We start from the raw sequence: 20499 nt of genomic DNA on the forward strand, positions 1-20499 counted from the left end.
TAAACGAGCCGAGGGGATAAATAAACCCCCCGGCGAAGCATTGTGAGAATTGTCTTAGAGATGTGTGACGATATCTTTAATTAATCCTGGCCCCTGATAAATAAAGCCTGAATAGATCTGAACCAGCGTGGCCCCTGCCGCAATCTTTTCACGCGCAGCGGTCAGAGAATCAATGCCGCCTGCGCCGATAATCGGCAGGCGTCCCTGCAGTTCCTGTGAGAGGCGCTGAATGACCGCCGTGCTGCGCGACTGGACAGGCCGTCCGCTTAAGCCACCGGCTTCCTCAGCATGCTTAAGACCCGTTACCAGGGAGCGATCGAGCGTGGTATTCGTCGCAATCACGCCATCAATCTGGTGACGTACTAAACTGTCCGCTACCTGAATTAACTCCTCTTCAGAGAGGTCCGGAGCAATTTTTACGGCCAGCGGAACATATTTGAGATGACGCTGTTCCAGCGCTTTTTGTTTCTGTTTAATGGCGGAAAGCAGATCATCCAGAGCCTCACCATATTGCAGTGAGCGCAGACCGGGAGTGTTAGGTGAGGAAATATTGATGGCGATATAACCGGCGTGGGCATACACCTTTTCCATGCAGATCAGGTAATCCTCTTTTCCCTGCTCAACCGGCGTATCTTTATTTTTGCCGATATTAATCCCCAGTACGCCGTTAAAACGCGCTTTTTTCACGTTTTCGACCAGGTGATCGACCCCCAGATTATTGAATCCCATGCGATTGATAATCCCGCCCGCTTCAACCAGTCGGAACATGCGCGGCTTATCATTGCCTGCCTGAGCGCGCGGCGTGACGGTGCCAACTTCAACAAACCCGAAGCCCATCGCCGCAAAGGCGTCAATGCACTCCGCGTTTTTATCCAGGCCCGCGGCCAGGCCAAGGGCATTTTTAAAGGTCAGTCCCATACAGGTGACCGGACGCGACGGCAGATTCTGGCGATAAAACCGTTCCAGCGGGGTGCCATTCATAAAGCGCAGTTGCTGAAAGGTGAGTTCGTGCGCGCGTTCGGGGTCGAGTTTAAACAGCGCCAGTCGGACGATAGGATAAAACATGCACTCTCCTGAAGGACGGAAGCAATCGTGAAAGTCGGTGCACGGGAAATTGTGCGCCAGAATGGTAAAGTGCTCTGGCGCAAAAGTAAATCGAAGGGCGGAAAGGCGGGAAGTTAAGTCACCTTGCTTTGATCTTACGCAGCGGAATCGTTTACGGGGCGATTTTCCACCTGAGAGGGAAAGAGATATTCCCGCAGGATACCGTGACGATGCATGATGCCAAAAATGCCGAGACAGACAAACGCTTCCGCGCCCACCATCGACCATGCCGCGCCGATTGCGCCAAACTTCCAGGCCAGGAAACAGCAGAGCGGTACGTTAATCACCCCCGCCGCCATCATGACCCACATACGCTGGCGCGCCAGGCCGTGTGGGATCAGGATCTGTAATCCGGCCGGATAGGCGATGTTGCCAAACAGGAAGCAGAGTACAAAGACGCGCAGCACATCCGCCGACGGAATAAAGTCTTTACCCAGTAAAATCGAGACGACAAGGTCAGCAAAAAACCAGGTAAAGATGACAATCGACAGACTCAGAGAGAATGAGAGCAGCAGACTTTTGCGTGTTGCGGCAATCGCGGCGCGTTTATCCCGGCCGAACAGGTGGCTGACGCGCGGAAAGAAGGCGCTCCCGATCTGCTCCGGCACGGAGTTTGCCGCTTTACGCAGGCGATCGGCACCGTTATAGATCCCCACCATATAGGTAGAGGTAAAGGTCGCCAGGATCACCACGTTGACGCTGTTAAACAGGTTGGCCCCGGCAATGGCAATAAAGACATCCATGCTGTCGGTGATGCGCTGTTTAATTTCACGCGGTTCAAAGCGGTAATGGCCAATGACTTTCATCTCCAGCACAAACTTCAGCGTTATCGCCGCACTGATCATGGAGACGACGCCAGGGATCAGCGCAGCCAGCCAGGTGTCCTGCGGAGATTTCACCAGCAAAAAGGTCAGCGGAATGGCGCAGAAGTTTCCGAAGGTGGCAATAACTGCGGTTTTGCCCAGCTTCTCAAAGCCCTGCATGAGCCAGCCAAAGGAAAACAGCGAGCCAACCAGCGTCGTGCAGTTCGCCAGCACAATAAAGAACAGTGAGTGCCAGGCGGGATTAAACCAGGTGGCGGTGAGCAGCGTGCCACTGGTCAGCAGCAGCAGCATCAGCTTGGCGTTGAAGGTGGACCAGAAGAGCTGACTGACACGCTCCTTGTCGTCACGATGGTGAGCAATATCTTTGGTGGTAAAGACATTGAATCCCCAGTCGGAGATGGTGCTGCAATAGAGCACGCAGGCGATCGCCAGCGCCAGCGTACCCATCTGTTCTACCCCCAGAACACGGGCCAGATAGGGCAGCGTAGCCAGCGGAAACAGAAACGACGCGCCGCGATACGCCAGCAGTGAAAAAATATTAATAATCAGACTTTTATCGAGTACTTTTGCCATGACGCAACAACCTTATACACATTGCATGTCTCACCTTCTCATTTCGCTAAGGCATAAACAATATCGCTTCAAATTTTTCAGAATCCGGCTGCTTTTGCAGGATCAGGCGGCACGACTGAGCTCTTTTTTAACTTTGTAATGCTGTAACGCAATAAAGAGTTCAGGGCGATTGAACAGTAGCCACTCCTTGACGTTTTCTGTTTTGACATTACGGCCCAGGAAGCGGATGGCATTCAGGACATATTCCGGCACGGGGGTGCCATTATAGAGTGACAGGTAGATCATCAGGCGAAACGAATGAACTAAATAGGCTTTCTCCAGCGAACTGCGCCAGGCGGATTTCGTGATCGAGCTGTTTAACGTACTGTAGGCGTGCATAAAAGCGTTATAACGCTGGTAGAAAAACTCATTACTTTTGGTACTGTTGGTCAGCGAGCCATTACGGATACGCTGTTTATAATAAACCTGACGGCTGACCCAGGCCTGCTGACTTTTTACAAACACGGAGAGCGTGAAGTTGTGATCTTCATGAACGCGTCCAACAAAGCGTAATTTATGCTGCTCGACAATTCGCTTACTGACGATATAACTCCAGGCCGCCGAGGTATATCTGCCGTTTCGCAGCAGATGCAAAAAGACCTCCTGCGATTTCTGCTGGCCAAAAATTTCGTGTCTGACTTTAGGTGAGGTGACATCAATCTGCCCATCCCGAAAAACGCAGGAGTTGAAACAGAACAGGTCGGTTTCCGGGTGCTGTTCCGCGACCGTCGCAAGTTCCGCCACCAGCCCATCAACCACGACATCATCCGGGTCGCAGAAAAAGAGGAACTGGCCTCTGGCCTGCTCAATGCCCACATCGCGAGCACGACCGGCGCCGCCGTTTTCCGTAGTAATTATTTTCACCTGAGAAAGATGCGCATAATTCTGTTCAAGTAAGGCCAGCGTTCCGTCGGTGGAGCCATCATTCACAATGAGAATTTCATTGGGAGATTTAACCTGGCGCAATAAGGAATCAACGCACTCGACAATATATTTCTCAACGTTGTAGGTTGGAATAATTACGGATAACAGGATGTCAGACATAGGTAATTCTCAGCTGTTAAAAATAACAAAACGATTCACCTGCCTGATGCAGGTCCTGACCAGAGGCGAAGCGATGAAAAGAGTGAGAGGCTGATATTCTGTTTCTTTGATTCAGCCCGATTATCTTAAACCGGCTTCGTAAAAAAAGACCAGTCGTAAAAAATATCTTAACGTTTCACAGGACTATCACTGTTAAAAGACGTGCATCAATATCCTGCTGCAATGTTAAAACCGTTGAGGATTGATTTAAAAATAGGTGATAAAGCAGACGTAACCAGATTCAGGAATCTGTAAGCGAACGTCTGAATCCGTGAAAAACGTCACCATTGCTTCATTTTTATTACACTCTGCCTTATGGCATAAATCCTAATAACAGACGAAGGAAGCTCACCACCAGTCAGTTTCCGTGCTGCTTCTGACCCGGCCGCTGCGCTTAATGAAGTTGTTGGCCACAATCAGAATGTTCAGGCAATCAGACGAGAGCGATTTTTTTCGGGCATTCCGCCTGTTTTCGCAATCTTGTATCACCCTCCTTAATGAATCGTTTCTCTGTTTGCCCTGAAATTAAGAATATTCGGAATGTCCCCGGATGCGCCCCGGTTTCTGCCGCTTCTATTTGCAGTTTTTACGCTTACTTTGCCGGATAAATCATTTAAGCCCACTGCCCTGCTCTGACAGTATGAAGGCATAAGTTCTCAACATTTGATAATCAATAACTTTTAGTTATAAGGAGTGATGATGCGAGTTATTACGCTGGCAGGCAGCCCACGGTTCCCCTCCCGCTCAACTTCCCTGCTGACGCTGTGTCAGCACAAGCTGGAGGCGCGTGGCGTTGAAGTCATTCCCTGGAATATTCACAACTTTCAGCCTGACGATCTGATCAATGCGCGCTTTGATGCGCCTGCCCTGCTGGCATTACGCGAGGACCTGGCCTCAGCGGATGGGCTGATTGTGGCGACCCCGATCTATAAAGCCTCATTTTCGGGGGCGCTGAAGACCCTGCTTGACCTGCTGCCGGAACGCGCGCTGGAACATAAAGTGGTGCTGCCACTGGCCAGCGGCGGCAGTGCCGGTCATATGCTGGCGCTCGACTACGCCCTGAAGCCGGTTCTCAATGCCCTGAAGGCGCAGGAGATTCTGCACGGCGTTTATGCCGAGGATCATCAGGTGGTTCATTATGACCGGCAGCCTGAATTGCAGGCCTCTCTGGCAGAGCGTCTGGATGAAGCGGTTTCCGCCTTCTGGCTGGCGCTGACCCGTCACCACCACCCCGTTGCGCAAGCGGTTTAAGGAAAGAGCAATGAAGCAGAGATTAGGAAAGTGGCTGGTTGCGGGACTTCTGCTGGCGGGCCTTCAGGTTCAGGCCGCCGAATCCGACCCGGCTGAAATTCGTATCGGTTATCAGAAAGGCTCAGTCAGCATGGTGCTGGCAAAGTCGCATCAGTTACTGGAGAAGCGTTTTCCCCATACGCATATTAAGTGGGTCGAGTTCCCGGCGGGCCCTCAGATGCTGGAAGCGCTGAATGTGAACAGCATCGATCTCGGCAGCACCGGCGACCTTCCGCCGCTGTTTGCGCAGGCCGCGGGCGCTGATCTGCTCTACGTAGGTTCTGAGCCGCCGAAACCGAAATCAGAAGTGATTCTGGTGCCGAAAAACAGCCCCCTGAAACAGGTGGCGGATCTGAAAGGGAAAAAAGTCGCCTTCCAGAAAGGCTCCAGCTCGCACAATCTGCTGCTGCGCGCGCTGCAGCAGGCGGGACTCTCCTTTAACGATATTACGCCGGTCTATCTGACGCCCGCCGATGCCCGCGCCGCTTTCCAGCAGGGCAACGTTGATGCCTGGGCTATCTGGGACCCCTACTACTCCTCCGTGCTCCAGCAGGGTAACTCGCGCCTGCTGATCGATGGCAGCTCGCTCAACCTGACCGGCTCGTTCTATTTAGCGACCCGCAGCTATGCCGAAGCCCATGGCGCCTTTATTCAGCAGGTGCTCGACACGTTCAGTGCGGCCGATGCGCTCACCATCAGCCAGCGGCAGCAGAGTACCACCCTGCTGGCTCAGGCGATGGGCCTGCCCGAACCGGTTATCGCCAGCTATCTGGATCACCGGCCGCCGACCCGCATTTCACCGGTCAGTGCCGAAACGGCCGCCGCGCAGCAGCGCACCGCCGATCTCTTTTATGCCAATCATCTGTTGCCAGTCAAAGTGACGATTCAGGATCGTCTCTGGCATCCCCACACCGTCACGCAATAAGGAGCAACAATGAGCGTATCTGTTTTCTGGTTCCTGCCAACCCATGGCGACGGACACTATCTTGGCACGGCCGAAGGGGCGCGACCGGTTGATCACGCCTATCTGCAGCAGGTGGCGCAGGCCGCTGACCGTCTTGGCTTTGGCGGCGTCCTTATCCCGACCGGCCGCTCCTGTGAAGATGCCTGGCTGGTGGCCGCCTCGCTGATTCCGGTCACTCAGCGTCTGCGGTTTCTGGTGGCGCTGCGGCCGGGTGTGATTTCACCGACGCAGGCCGCCCGTCAGGCCGCCACCCTGGATCGCCTCTCTAACGGGCGGGCGCTGTTCAACCTGGTGACCGGCGGCGATCCGGAAGAGCTGGCGGGCGACGGGGTGTTCCTCGATCACCGCGAGCGTTACGCGGAGTCCGCCGAGTTTACCCGCGTCTGGCGTCGGGTCCTTGAGGGGGAAACCGTCGACTATGAAGGCAGGCATGTGCACGTTCGCGGGGCGCGGCTGATGTTTAAACCGGTCCAGCAGCCTCGTCCGCCGCTCTGGTTTGGCGGCTCCTCAGAACCGGCGCAGGAGCTGGCCGCGGAGCAGGTTGATGTCTACCTCACCTGGGGCGAGCCGCCTGCGCAGGTCAAAGAGAAGATTGAGCAGGTGCGCGCGAAAGCGGCCGCTCAGGGCCGGACCGTGCGGTTTGGTATTCGTCTGCATGTGATTGTGCGAGAAACTAATGAAGAGGCCTGGCAGGCGGCTGACCGGCTGATTGCCAATGTGGATGACGCCACCATCGCAAAAGCGCAGGCGGCATTCCAGCGCGCCGATTCTGTCGGACAGCGTCGCATGGCCGCGCTCCACGGGGGTCGCCGCGACAAGCTCGAAATCAGCCCGAACCTCTGGGCAGGTGTCGGTCTGGTGCGCAGCGGTGCCGGAACCGCGCTGGTGGGTGATGGCCCGACCGTTGCCGCCCGGATCAAAGAGTATGAAGCGCTGGGTATCGAGACCTTTATTCTGTCAGGCTACCCACATCTGGAAGAGGCTTATCGCGTCGGGGAACTCCTGTTCCCGCATCTCGACCTGCAGGTGCCGCTGGTCCCTCAGCCTCGCGTTGTTCAGGCGCACGGTGAAGCGGTAGCCAACGATTTTACCCCTGAGAAAAAAGTCGCCCGGGGCTGAGGAGAGCAGAATGGCCAGAACCCGAAAACGTCTTGCCGATACGCTGGTGCCGTGGCTGCTGCCTCTCCTGCTGATCGTGGTGTGGCAGATTGCCTCACAAACCGGCTGGTTATCAACCCGCATTCTGCCCGCGCCGGAGAAAATCGTGACCACCTTCTGGCGGCTGACGGTTAGCGGCGAACTGTGGCAGCACCTGGCGATCAGCAGCTGGCGGGCGCTGGTCGGTTTCGCTATCGGCGGCTCCATCGGTCTGATACTTGGACTGATTACCGGCACCTCAAAAACCGGTGAGCGTCTGCTCGATACCTCGGTTCAGATGCTGCGCAACGTGCCGCATCTGGCCCTGATCCCGCTGGTGATCCTCTGGTTCGGTATTGATGAGTCGGCCAAGATTTTCCTGGTGGCGCTGGGCACGCTCTTCCCTATCTACCTCAACACCTATCACGGCATCCGCAATATTGACCGCGGGCTGATTGAGATGGCCCGCAGCTACGGCCTCTCCGGCTGGAGTCTGTTTATCCAGGTGATCCTGCCCGGCGCGCTGCCGAATATCATGGTCGGCGTGCGTTTCGCCCTCGGCCTGATGTGGCTGACGCTGATCGTCGCGGAGACCATTTCCGCCAACGCCGGCATCGGCTATCTGGCGATGAATGCGCGGGAATTTCTGCAGACGGATGTGGTGGTGGTCGCCATCATTCTCTACGCCCTGCTCGGTAAGCTGGCGGATGTCGCCGCGCTGCTGCTGGAGCGTGTCTGGCTGCGCTGGCATCCCGCTTATCAATTAAAGGAGGAGAACGCATGAGTCCGATTCTCTCACCGGCACGCCTCAACACCGGCACCCCGGTTGGCGTCAACGGCGTCAGCAAACAGTATGGCAACCGCACCATTCTCAATAAAATTGACCTGCATATCCCTTCCGGTCAGTTTGTGGCGGTCGTGGGCCGCAGCGGCTGTGGCAAAAGTACCCTGCTGCGCCTGCTGGCCGGGCTGGAGCACTGCTCCAGCGGTGAGCTGCTGGCGGGCAATGCACCGTTGCAGTCGGCGCGCGACGATACCCGTCTGATGTTCCAGGATGCGCGACTGCTGCCGTGGAAAAAAGTGATCGATAACGTCGGCCTGGGGCTGCGCGGACGCGAATGGCGCAGCGCGGCGCGGGATGCCCTGGCGGCAGTCGGACTTGCCGATCGGGCTGATGAGTGGCCTGCCGCGCTGTCGGGAGGCCAGAAACAGCGGGTTGCGCTGGCCCGGGCGCTGATCCATCGTCCCGGTCTGTTGCTGCTGGATGAGCCACTGGGGGCGCTGGATGCCCTGACCCGCATCGAAATGCAGGGACTGATTGAGTCGCTGTGGCAGCAGCATCACTTTACCGTGCTGCTGGTCACGCACGATGTCAGTGAGGCGGTTGTGATGGCGGATCGGGTGCTGTTGATTGAGGAGGGAGAGATCGGGCTGGATCTTCAGGTCGATTTGCCCAGGCCGCGACGCCGGGGATCGGCACGACTTGCCGAGCTGGAAGCGGAGGTGCTGGATCGGGTGATGCAGCGCACAGAACGCACTCCACCGGTGCGACTGGCGCAGCAGCGCTAAAAAAAGGCGGAGGCCGTCTCAGACGCTCCGCCTTTTTATTATCAGGCGTTCAGCGCCCGGGTGATTTTCTCGTAGAGATCGCCAGAGAGTTTATCCAGCGTCAGCAGTTCTTCCAGCGCCTCGCGCATCATCTCCTGACGCGTTTCGTCATAGCGTTTCAGGCGAATCAGCGGCTCCACCATCCGTGCCGCCACCTGCGGATTACGGGTGTTGAGGTCAGTCAGCATCTCGACCAGGAACTTATAGCCGCTGCCATCTTTTGCATGGAAAGCAGCAGGGTTCGCGGAGGCAAAGGCACCCACCAGCGAGCGAACACGGTTCGGGTTACTCATCGTGAAGGAGCGATGCGTCAGAAGCTGACGCACGTTGCGCATCACGTTGGCAGCCGGGCTGGTCGCCTGCAGCACAAACCATTTGTCCATGACCAGACCATCCTGATGCCAGCGCTCATCATACGCCGCCAGCAGCGCATCGCGGCACGGCAGCTGCGCCGCCACAGCGGCAGAAAGAGCGGCCAGCGCATCAGTCATGTTGGTCGCCTGCTGATACTGCGCCTGCACCAGTTTGTCCGCCAGCTGCGCATCGCTGAAGGCGAGATAGGTCAGGCAGATATTTTTCAGGCTGCGCTGACCAATCGCCTCATGCTCCACCCGGTACTCGGGCTGCTGATTGGCGTTGTAAATCGCAAAGAATTCATCGGCCAGTTCGCGCGCCAGCGTACGCTGCAGCGCATCCCGCACCAGTGAGATGGCCTGCGGATCGATAACGTCAAACAGCTCGGCAATCTCATTTTCTGACGGCAGCGTCATGATCAGCGCGGTCAGGGCCGGGTCGCAGTCGGTATCAAGCAGCACTGCGCGGAATGCGTCGGCGACGTGAAGCGGCAGCGACAGATGCTGACCCTGCTGATAGCGGGCGACATTGAGGCGGATATAGGTAGCCAGCAGGCTCTGAGCCGCATCCCAGCGGGAAAAGTCGTTGCGGGCATGGCGCATCAGGAAGGTAAGCTGCGCGTCACTCCACTTATAGTCGAGCTTCACCGGCGCAGAGAATTCACGCAGCAGCGACGGCACCGGCTGGAAGTAGACGTTGTCGAAAATAAAGGTCTGGAACTCCTCGGTAACATTCAGCACATGATGCACCGGCTGACCATTATGCTGCAGCGGGATCACCTTGCCTTCGCCATCATAGAGTTCGATATCCAGCGGAATGTGTAGCGGCAGCTTCTCTTTCTGGTCGGCGGTGGCTGGCGTGTGCTGGGTAACATGCAGAGTGTACTGTTCCAGCTCCGGATTATAGTCGTCACGGACCGTCAGGACCGGTGTACCCGACTGGCTGTACCAGCGGCGGAACTGCGACAGGTCGACGTTTGAAGCATCTTCCATCGCCTGAACAAAATCATCACAGGTTGCCGCGCTGCCGTCGTGGCGCTCAAAATAGAGCTGCATGCCTTTCTGGAAATTCTCCTCACCCAGCAGCGTGTGCATCATGCGGATCACTTCCGATCCCTTTTCATACACGGTCAGGGTGTAGAAGTTGTTCATTTCGATCACCTGATCCGGGCGGATCGGGTGCGCCATCGGGCTGGCATCTTCGGCGAACTGTGCACCACGAACGATGCGCACATTATCGATGCGGTTCACCGCGCGCGAGCCCAGATCGGAGCTGAACTCCTGATCGCGGAAGACCGTCAGCCCCTCTTTCAGGCTGAGCTGGAACCAGTCGCGGCAGGTCACACGGTTACCGGTCCAGTTATGGAAATATTCATGACCGATTACGGCTTCAATACCAAGATAATCTTTGTCGGTCGCGGTTTCAGCTTTGGCCAGCACATATTTGGCGTTAAAGACGTTGAGGCCTTTGTTTTCCATCGCCCCCATATTAAAGAAGTCCACTGCCACGATCATAAAGATGTCGAGGTCATACTCCAGACCGAAACGCTCCTCATCCCACTTCATGCTGTTTTTCAGCGAGGTCATCGCCCAGTCAGCGCGGTCGAGATTGCCGCGGTCGACGAAGATCTCCAGCGCCACATCACGGCCTGAGCGGGTGGTAAAGCTGTCGCGCAGCACGTCGAAGTCGCCCGCCACCAGCGCAAAGAGATAGCAGGGTTTCGGGAACGGGTCCTGCCACTTCACCCAGTTGCGCCCCTGATCGTCCTGGCCGCCGTCGATCCGGTTACCGTTGGAGAGCAGGTAGGGATAGCGATTGCCATCGGCATAAATGGTGGTAGTAAAACGCGCCAGCACATCCGGGCGATCGAGATACCAGGTAATATGACGGAAGCCTTCAGCTTCGCACTGCGTGCAGAGCGCCTCACCCGATTTGTACAGTCCTTCCAGCGCGGTGTTCTGATCCGGATGAATATCGTTGATGATTTTCAGGGTGAAGCTTTCCGGCAGTTGACTGATGACCAGCGCCCCCTCTTCTTCACGGAACGCCGTCCAGGGCTGCCCGTCGATTTCCAGCGCAATCAGCGTTAACGCCTCTCCGTCCAGGCGCAGCTCAGCCTGGCTGTCGCCCAGCCGTTTGACCTGGCTGATGGCCGTTACGCGGGTGGTCGACGCATCCAGTTCAAAGGTTAAATCGATGTCGGTGATGGTGTAATCAGGCGCACGGTAATCGTGGCGATACTTGATTTGGGGCTGTTGCGTCATATTCCGTCTCGCGTTGTTATAAGTTTACCGGCAAAGTCTAAGCTTGTTACAACAAGCTTGCCACGCACAATGCAGCTAAAGGGTGAAATGTCTACAGTTTGTTAACAAAGGCACAGATTGGCCTCGACCCGCCGGACTGAAATATGCTGTGATCGGCGTCAGATAGTGAATTATACTTTTGCGTCTTTATGACTGTGTACAACACCGGGCTCTGCGCCACCGAACAGGATGCTGAAACGCGCCATGACAGGACATGCTTCCCCGATACTGACCTCGCTGCTGGATACGGACGCCTATAAGCTCCATATGCAGCAGGCCGTTTTCCACCGCTACCACGACGTAACGGTGACGGCGGAGTTTCGCTGCCGCGGCGACGAACTGCTGGGTCTCTACGCTGACGAAATTCGTGACGCGATAACCGCAATGCAAAATCTGGCGCTGACTGAAGATGAAGCGACCTGGTTGTCTCATCTTCCCTTCTTTCGCGAAGATTACCTGAGCTGGCTTCGCCAGTTCCGCTACAAACCGGAGCAGGTTGAGGTGCGCAATCACCACGGCAAGCTGGATCTCCGTATTCAGGGGCCGTGGCGTGAAGTAATACTGTGGGAGGTGCCGCTGCTGGCGCTGATCAGCGAGATTGTGCATCGTCATCGCACACCGCAGGTCACCACTCAGCAGGCGATTGACCACCTGCATCATAAGCTCAGCGACTTTAACGCGCAGGTGGCCGACCTCGACATGTCACGCTTCCGCCTGATGGATTTCGGCACCCGCCGTCGCTATTCACAGGATGTGCAGCAGTCGATTGTCGCAACGCTGAAACAGGATTTCCCCTGGCTGATTGGTACCAGTAACTATGACCTGGCGCGCCGCCTGTCACTCACGCCAGTGGGCACCCAGGCGCACGAGTGGTTTCAGGCGTTCCAGCAGATCAGTCCCGTTCTGGCAAACAGCCAGCGGGCAGCACTGCAGGCGTGGCTGGATGAGTATGACGACCAGCTGGGTATTGCGCTGACCGACTGTATCGCCATGGATGCGTTCCTGCGCGACTTTGGCCCGGTGTTCGCCCGCCGTTATCAGGGTCTGCGCCACGATTCCGGCGATCCGGTTGAATGGGGTGAGAAAGCACTCGCCCACTATCAGAAGCTGGGTATCGATCCCTTAAGCAAAAATCTGGTCTTTTCTGACAATCTGAATCTCGATAAAGCGCTGGCGCTTTACCGCCATTTTGGTCAGCGAACGAATGTGGTTTTCGGTATCGGCACCCGCCTGACCTGCGATATTCCGGGCGTCACGCCACTGAATATCGTCATTAAACTGGTGCAGTGCAACGGTAAACCGGTGGCAAAACTCTCCGACAGCCCGGGTAAAACGATTTGTCAGGACAAAGCCTTTGTCAGAGCGCTGCGTAAAGCCTTTGACCTGCCGCTGGTGAAAAAAGCGAGTTAAATCCCCTCTTATCGGGGCGTCAATACGCCCCGCCTCTGCTGTAATAAATCTGTTTTCAGCCTGAATTTTGCTTGTTTCCTGAAGACTCGCAAGTAACATAGCAAAACCCCGGATGGGGCAACTTTTTTTACTCACTTCTTCTATATAGAGAGATATTTATGAGCGTAGTGCCTGTAGCGGACGTACTGCACGGTCGCGTCGCGGTTGACAGTGAAGTCACCGTACGTGGTTGGGTGCGTACCCGAAGAGATTCCAAAGCCGGTCTTTCCTTCATCGCCGTGTATGACGGCTCCTGCTTTAATCCCGTTCAGGCTGTCGTCAATAATTCTCTGAATAATTATCAGGATGAAGTGCTGCGTCTGACCACGGGCTGTTCGGTTATCGTCACCGGTAAAGTGGTGGCTTCGCCGGGTCAGGGCCAGGCGTTTGAGATCCAGGCGACCCATCTGGAAGTGGTGGGCTGGGTGGAAGATCCGGACAGCTACCCGATGGCGGCTAAGCGCCACAGCATTGAGTATCTGCGTGAAGTGGCTCACCTGCGTCCGCGCACCAACCTGATTGGCGCGGTTGCCCGCGTCCGCCATACTCTGGCGCAGGCGCTGCACCGTTTCTTCCATGAAAATGGCTATTTCTGGGTCTCCACCCCGCTGATCACCGCGTCAGACACCGAAGGCGCAGGCGAGATGTTCCGCGTTTCGACGCTGGATCTGGAAAACCTGCCGCGTGACGATCAGGGCAAAGTCGATTTCGCTGAAGATTTCTTTGGCAAAGAGGCATTCCTGACCGTATCAGGTCAGCTGAACGGTGAAACCTATGCCAGCGCCCTGTCGAAGATTTACACCTTTGGTCCGACCTTCCGCGCCGAAAACTCTAACACCAGCCGTCACCTGGCGGAATTCTGGATGCTGGAGCCGGAAATTGCGTTTGCTTCGCTGGATGATGCCGCAGCACTGGCCGAAGCCATGCTGAAATATGTGTTTAACGCGGTGCTGGAAGAGCGCGCTGACGACATGGCCTTCTTTGCTGAGCGTGTCGATAAAGAGGCTGTTGAACGCCTGCAGCGTTTCATCACTACCGATTTTGCTCAGGTCGACTACACCGATGCGATTGAGATCCTGAAGAACTGCGGTCAGACCTTCGAGAATCCGGTGTCCTGGGGTATCGACCTTTCCTCTGAACACGAGCGTTATCTGGCAGAGAAACACTTCAAAGCGCCAGTGGTTGTGAAAAACTACCCGAAAGATATTAAGGCGTTCTATATGCGCCTGAACGAGGATGGCAAAACCGTGGCGGCGATGGACGTTCTGGCGCCGGGCATTGGTGAGATCATCGGCGGTTCACAGCGTGAAGAGCGTCTGGATGTGCTGGATGCGCGTCTGGAAGAGATGGGGCTGAATAAAGAGGATTACTGGTGGTATCGTGACCTGCGTCGCTATGGCACCGTTCCGCATTCTGGCTTTGGTCTGGGCTTTGAACGTTTAATCGCCTATGTTACCGGCGTACAAAATGTCAGGGACGTTATCCCCTTCCCACGCACCCCACGTAATGCGAGTTTCTGACATTCGGCATTAAATATAAGAAAATCATATATATAAAGAGGTCGGCACTGCCGGCCTTTTTTTATTTTTGTAAATTTTGAGTTCTCTCACAAAGTTCCGTCTTTTTTACACTTTGTAATACATATTTTCCTTTAGAAACCAGATTACGAGTTTAGTAGCATTTTCGCGCTAGAATTACGGCGGGGGGGATGGAAAGATGCGTGCAGACACAGGAAGACACCAAACTTCGTTGAGGGTTCTGTAAAGATTTCCTTACGGCAGTGGCAGGTGTACAAATAACTCCAATGAGGGTAATGAATAATGATGAAGCGCAATATTCTGGCAGTGGTTATCCCTGCTCTGTTAGCCGCCGGCGCAGCCAATGCTGCAGAAATCTATAACAAAGACGGCAACAAACTGGACCTGTACGGTAAAGCTGTTGGTCTGCATTACTTCTCTGATGACGATAGCAACAACGGCGACAATTCTTATGTTCGCTTTGGCTTTAAGGGTGAAACTCAGATTAATGACCAGCTGACCGGTTACGGCCAGTGGGAATACAACATTCAGGCGAACAACTCTGAAGGTTCAGACGCACAGGACGGCAACAAGACCCGTCTGGGCTTTGCCGGTCTGAAATTCGGTGACGCGGGCTCAATCGACTACGGCCGTAACTACGGTGTGGTTTACGATGCAATCGGCTGGACCGATATGCTGCCAGAGTTCGGTGGCGACTCCGGATACTCAGATAACTTCATGAACGGTCGTAGCACCGGTCTGCTGACCTACCGCAATACCAACTTCTTTGGCCTGGTAGATGGCTGGGACTTTGCTGCTCAGTATCAGGGTAAAAATGATCGTGCTGACATTCGTCGTGCTAATGGTGATGGCTATGGTGTGTCAACAACCTACGTTTCACCTATCGGTGTAGGCTTCGCAGCAGCTTATAGCAGCAGCGACCGTACCAATGCACAGGCAGCGGGCACTGTTCGTAATACTGACACTGATACCAACGTAGCTACTGGTATTGGCGAAGGTAAGCGTGCTGAAAACTGGGCAACTGCTCTGAAATATGATGCTAACAATGTTTACTTAGCTGCAATGTATGGTGAGACCCGCAACTCTACACCTATCAACTCAGGTGACTTTACAGCGTTCGCAAATAAAGCTCAGAACATTGAGCTGGTAGCACAGTATCAGTTCGACTTCGGTCTGCGTCCATCCCTCGCCTACGTTCAGTCTAAAGGCAAGGACATCGAAGGCGTGGGCGATGCTGACCTGGTTAAATACATCGATGTTGGCGCGACTTACTACTTCAACAAAAACATGTCTACCTATGTTGATTACAAAATCAACCAGCTGGATGACAACAACCCACTCGGTATCAATACAGACGACGTGGTGGGTGTAGGCCTGGTTTACCAGTTCTAATCCTGCTTTCAACATGTTGAAAAACGGGGCCACGGCCCCGTTTTTTTATGGCTGTTAATTACAACCTCTGCGCTGCTTAACTCCCTCCCGCCCCACGTTAACGTCTTTATCTCCCCGTCGCGCAATCCGCACCGCAAAATAGAGCATTTTGATTCGCAAACGGTTGGCATTTGCCTGGCCGGACGTTAACCTGAGAGCCCTCTTGCAAACGTTCACGCTAATGGACCTGACACATGTTTGAATCGATCTCTGCTGCACCCGCCGATCCTATCCTCGGGCTCGCCGATCTGTTTCGTGCTGATGACCGCCCTGAAAAAATCAATCTGGGTATCGGCGTCTATAAAGACGAAACCGGCAAGACTCCGGTGCTGACCAGTGTTAAAAAGGCTGAGCAGTATCTGCTGGAAAACGAAACCACCAAAAACTATCTCAGCATTGATGGTCTGGCGGATTTCGCGCGCTGCACGCAGGCCCTGCTGTTCGGCAATGACAGCCCACTGATTAGCGCGCGCCGTGCACGTACGGCACAGACGCCAGGTGGCACAGGCGCGCTGCGCATTGCGGCAGATTTTCTGGCCACGCAGACGGCGGTAAAACGGGTCTGGATCAGCAATCCCAGCTGGCCGAATCATAAAAATGTGTTCAATGCTGCCGGTCTTGAGGTGTGTGAATATCACTATTATGACGCAGCAAACCATACGCTTGATTTTGAGGGAATGCTGGCGTCGCTGAGTCAGGTTCAGCCTGGCGATGTGGTGCTTTTCCACGGCTGCTGCCATAACCCGACCGGTATCGATCCGACAGCGGAGCAGTGGCAGAAGCTGGCAGAGATCTCACAGGCAAATGGCTGGCTACCGCTGTTCGACTTCGCTTACCAGGGCTTTGCCCGTGGTCTGGACGAAGATGCCGAAGGCCTGCGTATTTTCGCCGCGTCACATCAGGAGCTGATCGTCGCCAGCTCATACTCGAAGAATTTTGGTCTCTACAATGAGCGCGTGGGGGCCATCACGCTGGTAGCGGCCGACGCCGGCGTAGCAGAAACCGCATTCAGTCAGGTGAAATACACCATTCGTGCCAACTACTCCAATCCCCCGGCGCATGGTGCGGCCGTCGTCGCGACGATTCTGAGTAACGACGCGCTGCGGACCATCTGGGAGCAGGAGCTGTCGGACATGCGTCAGCGCATTCAGCGTATGCGTCAGCTGTTTGTTAACACGCTGGCAGAGAAAGGTGCGCAGCGTGACTTCAGCTTTATCATTAAGCAAAACGGCATGTTCTCATTCAGCGGCTTAACCAAAGAGCAGGTTATTCGCCTGCGTGAAGAGTTCGCTGTGTATGCCGTTAACTCTGGCCGCGTGAATGTGGCGGGCATGACGCCGGACAACATGTCGGCGCTGTGCGAAGCGATTGTCGCGGTGCTCTGAGGCAGGCGATAAACAAAAATGGGCCTGAGGGCCCATTTTTTATGGCAGCAAAAGGTCTGATTTACTGCAGGAAAGGATTGCTGATGCGTTCCTGTCCCAGTGTGGAGATCGGGCCGTGACCGGGCAGAAAAGTCACATCATCGCCTAGCGGCAGTAATTTAGTGTGAATCGCCTTAATTAACTGCTGATGATCGCCCTGCGGGAAGTCTGTTCGTCCCACGCCGCCATTAAAAATCACATCACCTGAAATCAGCAGCTTTCCGGGACGGTCAAAGAAAACCACATGACCAGGTGAATGGCCCGGGCAGTGCAGGACCTCCAGCGTAGTCAGCCCGACCTGCACACTCTCCCCCTCCTCCAGCCAGCGATCCGGCGTGAAAGGGGCGCACTCTTCCAGTCCGAACATCCGGCTCTGCGTGGGCAGCGCCTCCAGCCAGAAAGCATCCCGCTTTTGTGGCCCGACAATAGGGATCTGATAGTAAGCCGCCAGTTCGACCGCGGCTCCGACGTGATCGAGATGCACATGGGTCAGCAGAATCTGAGCGGGTCTGAGTCTGAGCTGTTCCAGCGTTTGTTTGATCAGATCGGCATCGCCGCCTGGATCGACCAGAGCCGCTTCACGGGTGGTGTCGCACCAGATAACGGAACAGTTCTGGGCAAAGGCTGTAACAGGAATAATGTGGTAGTTCATAACGCTCCATGACCGGCTCACGCAGCGTCGCCGGTGTCGTTACCAGTGCCTGATCGGACCGGTATCAATATGTACAAAGTTACTGCGGGGATAATATCCTACACCACCCGCACGCAGAGATAACGCCGCTTTACGTACATTGGCTAATGAAACCCCTTCAATATGGAAATCCATCGCCTGGCCTTTGGTGTGATAGCTATGCTTCGCGACTCCCGGACCGCTCTCACGTAACATATTGTTGGTCGCCAGTGAACGGTAGCCCGAGACCAGCTGGACAGGTTTGCGCGTACCGAGCAGTGCCTGCAGGCGGAAAATCTGATCGAAGAGGTGCGGATCAATGCTTTTCACTTTATTGGCGCGGTAGTCACGGAAAAAGTGATTTAATCGTGTCAACTCATCCTTGTCGTAACTCTTACCATTAAAAAATTCAGTTTTAAGGGTTTCACCGGTGTGAAGATTGTTAAGCATCAATACACGCGGGCGAGATGTTGAAAGCGAAGCCCTTGCAGAAGCGGGCAATAATGCCAGTCCAGCGGCGGCACTACCGCAAAGCAGCAGGTTGCGACGAAAAGAATCAATAGTAGACATGTAGCGGTTTACCTGAGAGTGAAGCCATAGAAATGTGCAAAAAGCGCACAGGCCGAACCATAACTTTCTCTCAGGTAAGCGTCAACCCATCTGGGGCGTGTTTGAGAGGCGATTCCCGAAGGAATCGCCCTCAGAGGATATTTCTTACGGTGCCAGGTGCGCCGCTAACGATTTAAAATCAATCACTAGAGCAATAACTGTTTGGCCCGGCTCAGTGCCTGACTGCCCGAACGGGCGGTGTCATCATAATTGTAAATATCTGTTCGGAACTGCGGCTTGCCATCATCAGCAACCCAGGCCGTAAGGTAATAGAGATTGACCGGGATGCGATGGCGAATCGGCACATAACGGGTATCCCCCTCTTTCAGGGTGCTGGAAATACGGGAGTCGTTCCAGCCTGCATCCTGCAGTAACAACCCGGCCAGTTCTGATGCCTTATTCACACGCACGCAGCCTGAGCTGAGTGCACGAATATCACGCTGAAATAGGTTATGGTTTGGCGTGTCATGCAGATAGATGGCATCCGAACTAGGCATGTTGAATTTGTATCGGCCCAGCGCATTCGTCTGACCCGGAGCCTGAATCATCCGGTAAGGGAAGGATGCAGCGGAAACCATGCGCCAGTCGATCATGCTGGGATCGATCACTTCAGCATCAGCACTCCAGCCCGACAGCAGGGTATAACCGTGCTTGTAGAGATAGGTGGGGTCCTGTTTCACTTTAGGGATGATATCTTTGCGCACCAGCGTCGTCGGCACATTCCACGGCGGATTGAGCACCACATTATTGAGCGCGCTGCGCATCAGTGGTGTTTTACGATCGGGACGCCCGACAATGACCCGGGAAGAGAGGATCTTGTTGCCGTTGTTGTAATAGATCAGCGAGTAGTTGGCGATGTTGACCATAATGCCGTTGTGCATATCATCCGGCAGCAGGCGCAGTCGCTGAATATTCAGCGCCAGTAACGAAGCGCGCATCTGGGGTGAGACGTTCAGCCACTGCCGCGTTCTGGCACCGATAGCGCCATCGCCATCCAGTCCCTGCCACTGCTGAAAACGTTTGACCGCCGCCACCAGCGTCTCGTCATAGACATTGGCGGTGTTGCCTTCCAGCGTCTGGCTCTGAACGTTGCCGGGTGACTGCGGCGATGGCGCAGGCAGATCGTTGACCGGCGTAGCGGAAGGACTCACTGCCACCGGCTGATCGCTGCGGGTTACCGGTGAAGGAGCGACCGGCACGGCATCATCATCCGGAGCCGGTGCGTTGCTCTGTGCGGTCAGCATGCCGCTGCGCTGCAGAATTTCACGCAGTGCGGGGACATCGTCACTGACCTGCCCCGGACGCAGCGTTTCGCTGTTCTTCAGCTGCGGCCAGGGCTGTTTATCACTGAGCAGCGCTTTCAGCGCAGCGTGCATCGGCTGATACTGAGGATGCTGCGGCTGCAGGGAAGCAACAAACGTACTGCTCGCGCCCGCATTGACCGCATTCTGCCACTGATTTACCACGGCCACCGACGGCTGTGTCAGCCTGTAGGGAACATTACTGTAGAGCCAGGTTTCCCCCTGCGTCGGCACGTTAGAGACAAACTGCAGGTAGCCCAGCATGGCGTCGGAGAGGGTCACGTCACGGGCAAAGCCGGTGATAGCCGGGTTAGTCAGACGGTCAACCCAGCGCGTGAACTGCGGCTGGACGCCAGAGAGCGCCACCTCAGCCAGCTGCTGCTGAAACTTCTGAACCGCCTGCTCATCCTGCCAGAGCGGCTGCATGTGGCGGGACGCATACAGCGTCGCCAGCGGCGCAAGATAAAATGGCTGATCGGCGCTGGAAAACGCCTGGCGGATACGTTGCTGACTGTCGGAAACCGAAACTGACGCGTGCGCGGTGCCGGGCATCGCGGCGATAACAGCGGCCTGTGGTAGCGTAAATGGAACAACCGTTAGCGCCAGCGCTAACAATGATATAACACGATGATGATTAACCTTTTTTGCCAGCAACATCCCTGCCCCCTTATCTTCTTAACTGCGCAGCGTTCCCTGTATCCGCTGCGATCGGGCTGTGACTCATTATGTTGAGTATACAAACAAAAACGGCATTTGCCTCATGCGACAAATGCCGTTTCCAGATTAACCAATGGTTCG

At 55.2% G+C, this 20499-nt stretch carries 16 protein-coding genes; 9 read left to right on the plus strand and 7 right to left on the minus strand.

What is annotated here, in order from left to right; translation table 11 throughout:
* Positions 1–54: 54 nt before the first annotated feature.
* From pyrD to F3I47_RS04225, 3 genes are all read right to left on the minus strand, one after another.
* Positions 55–1065, minus strand: coding sequence for a quinone-dependent dihydroorotate dehydrogenase (gene pyrD, locus F3I47_RS04215; RefSeq protein WP_150029715.1), 1011 nt, complete (start codon positions 1063–1065; stop codon positions 55–57).
* A gap of 134 nt (positions 1066–1199) precedes the next feature.
* Entirely contained in the window at positions 1200–2501 is a 1302-nt protein-coding gene (locus tag F3I47_RS04220; RefSeq protein ID WP_009091062.1) for a flippase, read from the minus strand.
* 102 nt (positions 2502–2603) lie between these two features.
* Complete coding sequence (locus F3I47_RS04225) at positions 2604–3584, minus strand: glycosyltransferase family 2 protein (protein ID WP_140028306.1); 981 nt, start codon at positions 3582–3584, stop codon at positions 2604–2606.
* A 738-nt stretch (positions 3585–4322) separates the two neighbouring features.
* Between F3I47_RS04225 and ssuE the strand changes: the two genes are divergently transcribed.
* From ssuE to ssuB, 5 genes are read left to right on the plus strand one after another with little or no spacing between them, the layout of a single operon-like run.
* Positions 4323–4874, plus strand: a complete 552-nt coding sequence (gene ssuE, locus F3I47_RS04230; RefSeq protein ID WP_009091065.1) for an NADPH-dependent FMN reductase — start codon at positions 4323–4325, stop codon at positions 4872–4874.
* A gap of 10 nt (positions 4875–4884) precedes the next feature.
* Positions 4885–5838, plus strand: coding sequence for a sulfonate ABC transporter substrate-binding protein (locus F3I47_RS04235; RefSeq protein ID WP_009091067.1), 954 nt, complete (start codon positions 4885–4887; stop codon positions 5836–5838).
* 9 nt (positions 5839–5847) lie between these two features.
* Positions 5848–6996 (plus strand): FMNH2-dependent alkanesulfonate monooxygenase, encoded by a 1149-nt coding sequence (ssuD, locus tag F3I47_RS04240; protein ID WP_111209024.1) that lies wholly within the window; start codon positions 5848–5850, stop codon positions 6994–6996.
* A gap of 10 nt (positions 6997–7006) precedes the next feature.
* Positions 7007–7798, plus strand: coding sequence for an aliphatic sulfonate ABC transporter permease SsuC (gene ssuC / locus F3I47_RS04245; protein WP_150029716.1), 792 nt, complete (start codon positions 7007–7009; stop codon positions 7796–7798).
* On the plus strand, positions 7795–8583 hold the full coding sequence (ssuB, locus tag F3I47_RS04250; protein WP_150029717.1) for an aliphatic sulfonates ABC transporter ATP-binding protein: 789 nt from the start codon (positions 7795–7797) through the stop codon (positions 8581–8583). The genes ssuC and ssuB overlap by 4 nt, the downstream gene beginning before the upstream one ends.
* A gap of 41 nt (positions 8584–8624) precedes the next feature.
* Here the strand turns inward: ssuB and pepN are convergent, their stop codons facing one another.
* Positions 8625–11240 carry an aminopeptidase N gene (pepN, locus tag F3I47_RS04255; RefSeq protein WP_150029718.1) on the minus strand — a complete coding sequence of 872 codons (2616 nt, stop codon included), beginning with the start codon at positions 11238–11240 and terminating at the stop codon, positions 8625–8627.
* A 243-nt stretch (positions 11241–11483) separates the two neighbouring features.
* On the opposite strand from pepN, the gene pncB reads away from it, so the two are divergent.
* The 4 genes from pncB to F3I47_RS04275 all read left to right on the plus strand — a co-directional run bounded on the left by pncB (position 11484) and on the right by F3I47_RS04275 (position 17082).
* Complete coding sequence (gene pncB, locus F3I47_RS04260) at positions 11484–12689, plus strand: nicotinate phosphoribosyltransferase (RefSeq protein ID WP_009091077.1); 1206 nt, start codon at positions 11484–11486, stop codon at positions 12687–12689.
* A gap of 158 nt (positions 12690–12847) precedes the next feature.
* Entirely contained in the window at positions 12848–14248 is a 1401-nt protein-coding gene (asnS, locus tag F3I47_RS04265) for an asparagine--tRNA ligase (protein WP_009091079.1), read from the plus strand.
* A gap of 300 nt (positions 14249–14548) precedes the next feature.
* Positions 14549–15658 carry a porin OmpF gene (gene ompF, locus F3I47_RS04270; protein WP_009091081.1) on the plus strand — a complete coding sequence of 370 codons (1110 nt, stop codon included), beginning with the start codon at positions 14549–14551 and terminating at the stop codon, positions 15656–15658.
* Positions 15659–15891: 233 nt separating this feature from the next.
* Positions 15892–17082 carry an amino acid aminotransferase gene (locus tag F3I47_RS04275; protein WP_009091082.1) on the plus strand — a complete coding sequence of 397 codons (1191 nt, stop codon included), beginning with the start codon at positions 15892–15894 and terminating at the stop codon, positions 17080–17082.
* Between the two features lie 61 nt (positions 17083–17143).
* Here the strand turns inward: F3I47_RS04275 and F3I47_RS04280 are convergent, their stop codons facing one another.
* The 3 genes from F3I47_RS04280 to ldtD form a co-directional block, all read right to left on the minus strand.
* Positions 17144–17773 carry an MBL fold metallo-hydrolase gene (locus tag F3I47_RS04280; protein WP_150029719.1) on the minus strand — a complete coding sequence of 210 codons (630 nt, stop codon included), beginning with the start codon at positions 17771–17773 and terminating at the stop codon, positions 17144–17146.
* Positions 17774–17812: 39 nt separating this feature from the next.
* Positions 17813–18361, minus strand: a complete 549-nt coding sequence (locus tag F3I47_RS04285; RefSeq protein WP_009091085.1) for a YcbK family protein — start codon at positions 18359–18361, stop codon at positions 17813–17815.
* Positions 18362–18546: 185 nt separating this feature from the next.
* Positions 18547–20358, minus strand: coding sequence for a L,D-transpeptidase (gene ldtD / locus F3I47_RS04290; protein ID WP_150029720.1), 1812 nt, complete (start codon positions 20356–20358; stop codon positions 18547–18549).
* Between the last annotated feature and the right edge of the window lie 141 nt (positions 20359–20499).

The organism is Pantoea sp. M_10 (assembly GCF_008631515.1).
Classification (GTDB): domain Bacteria; phylum Pseudomonadota; class Gammaproteobacteria; order Enterobacterales; family Enterobacteriaceae; genus Pantoea; species Pantoea anthophila.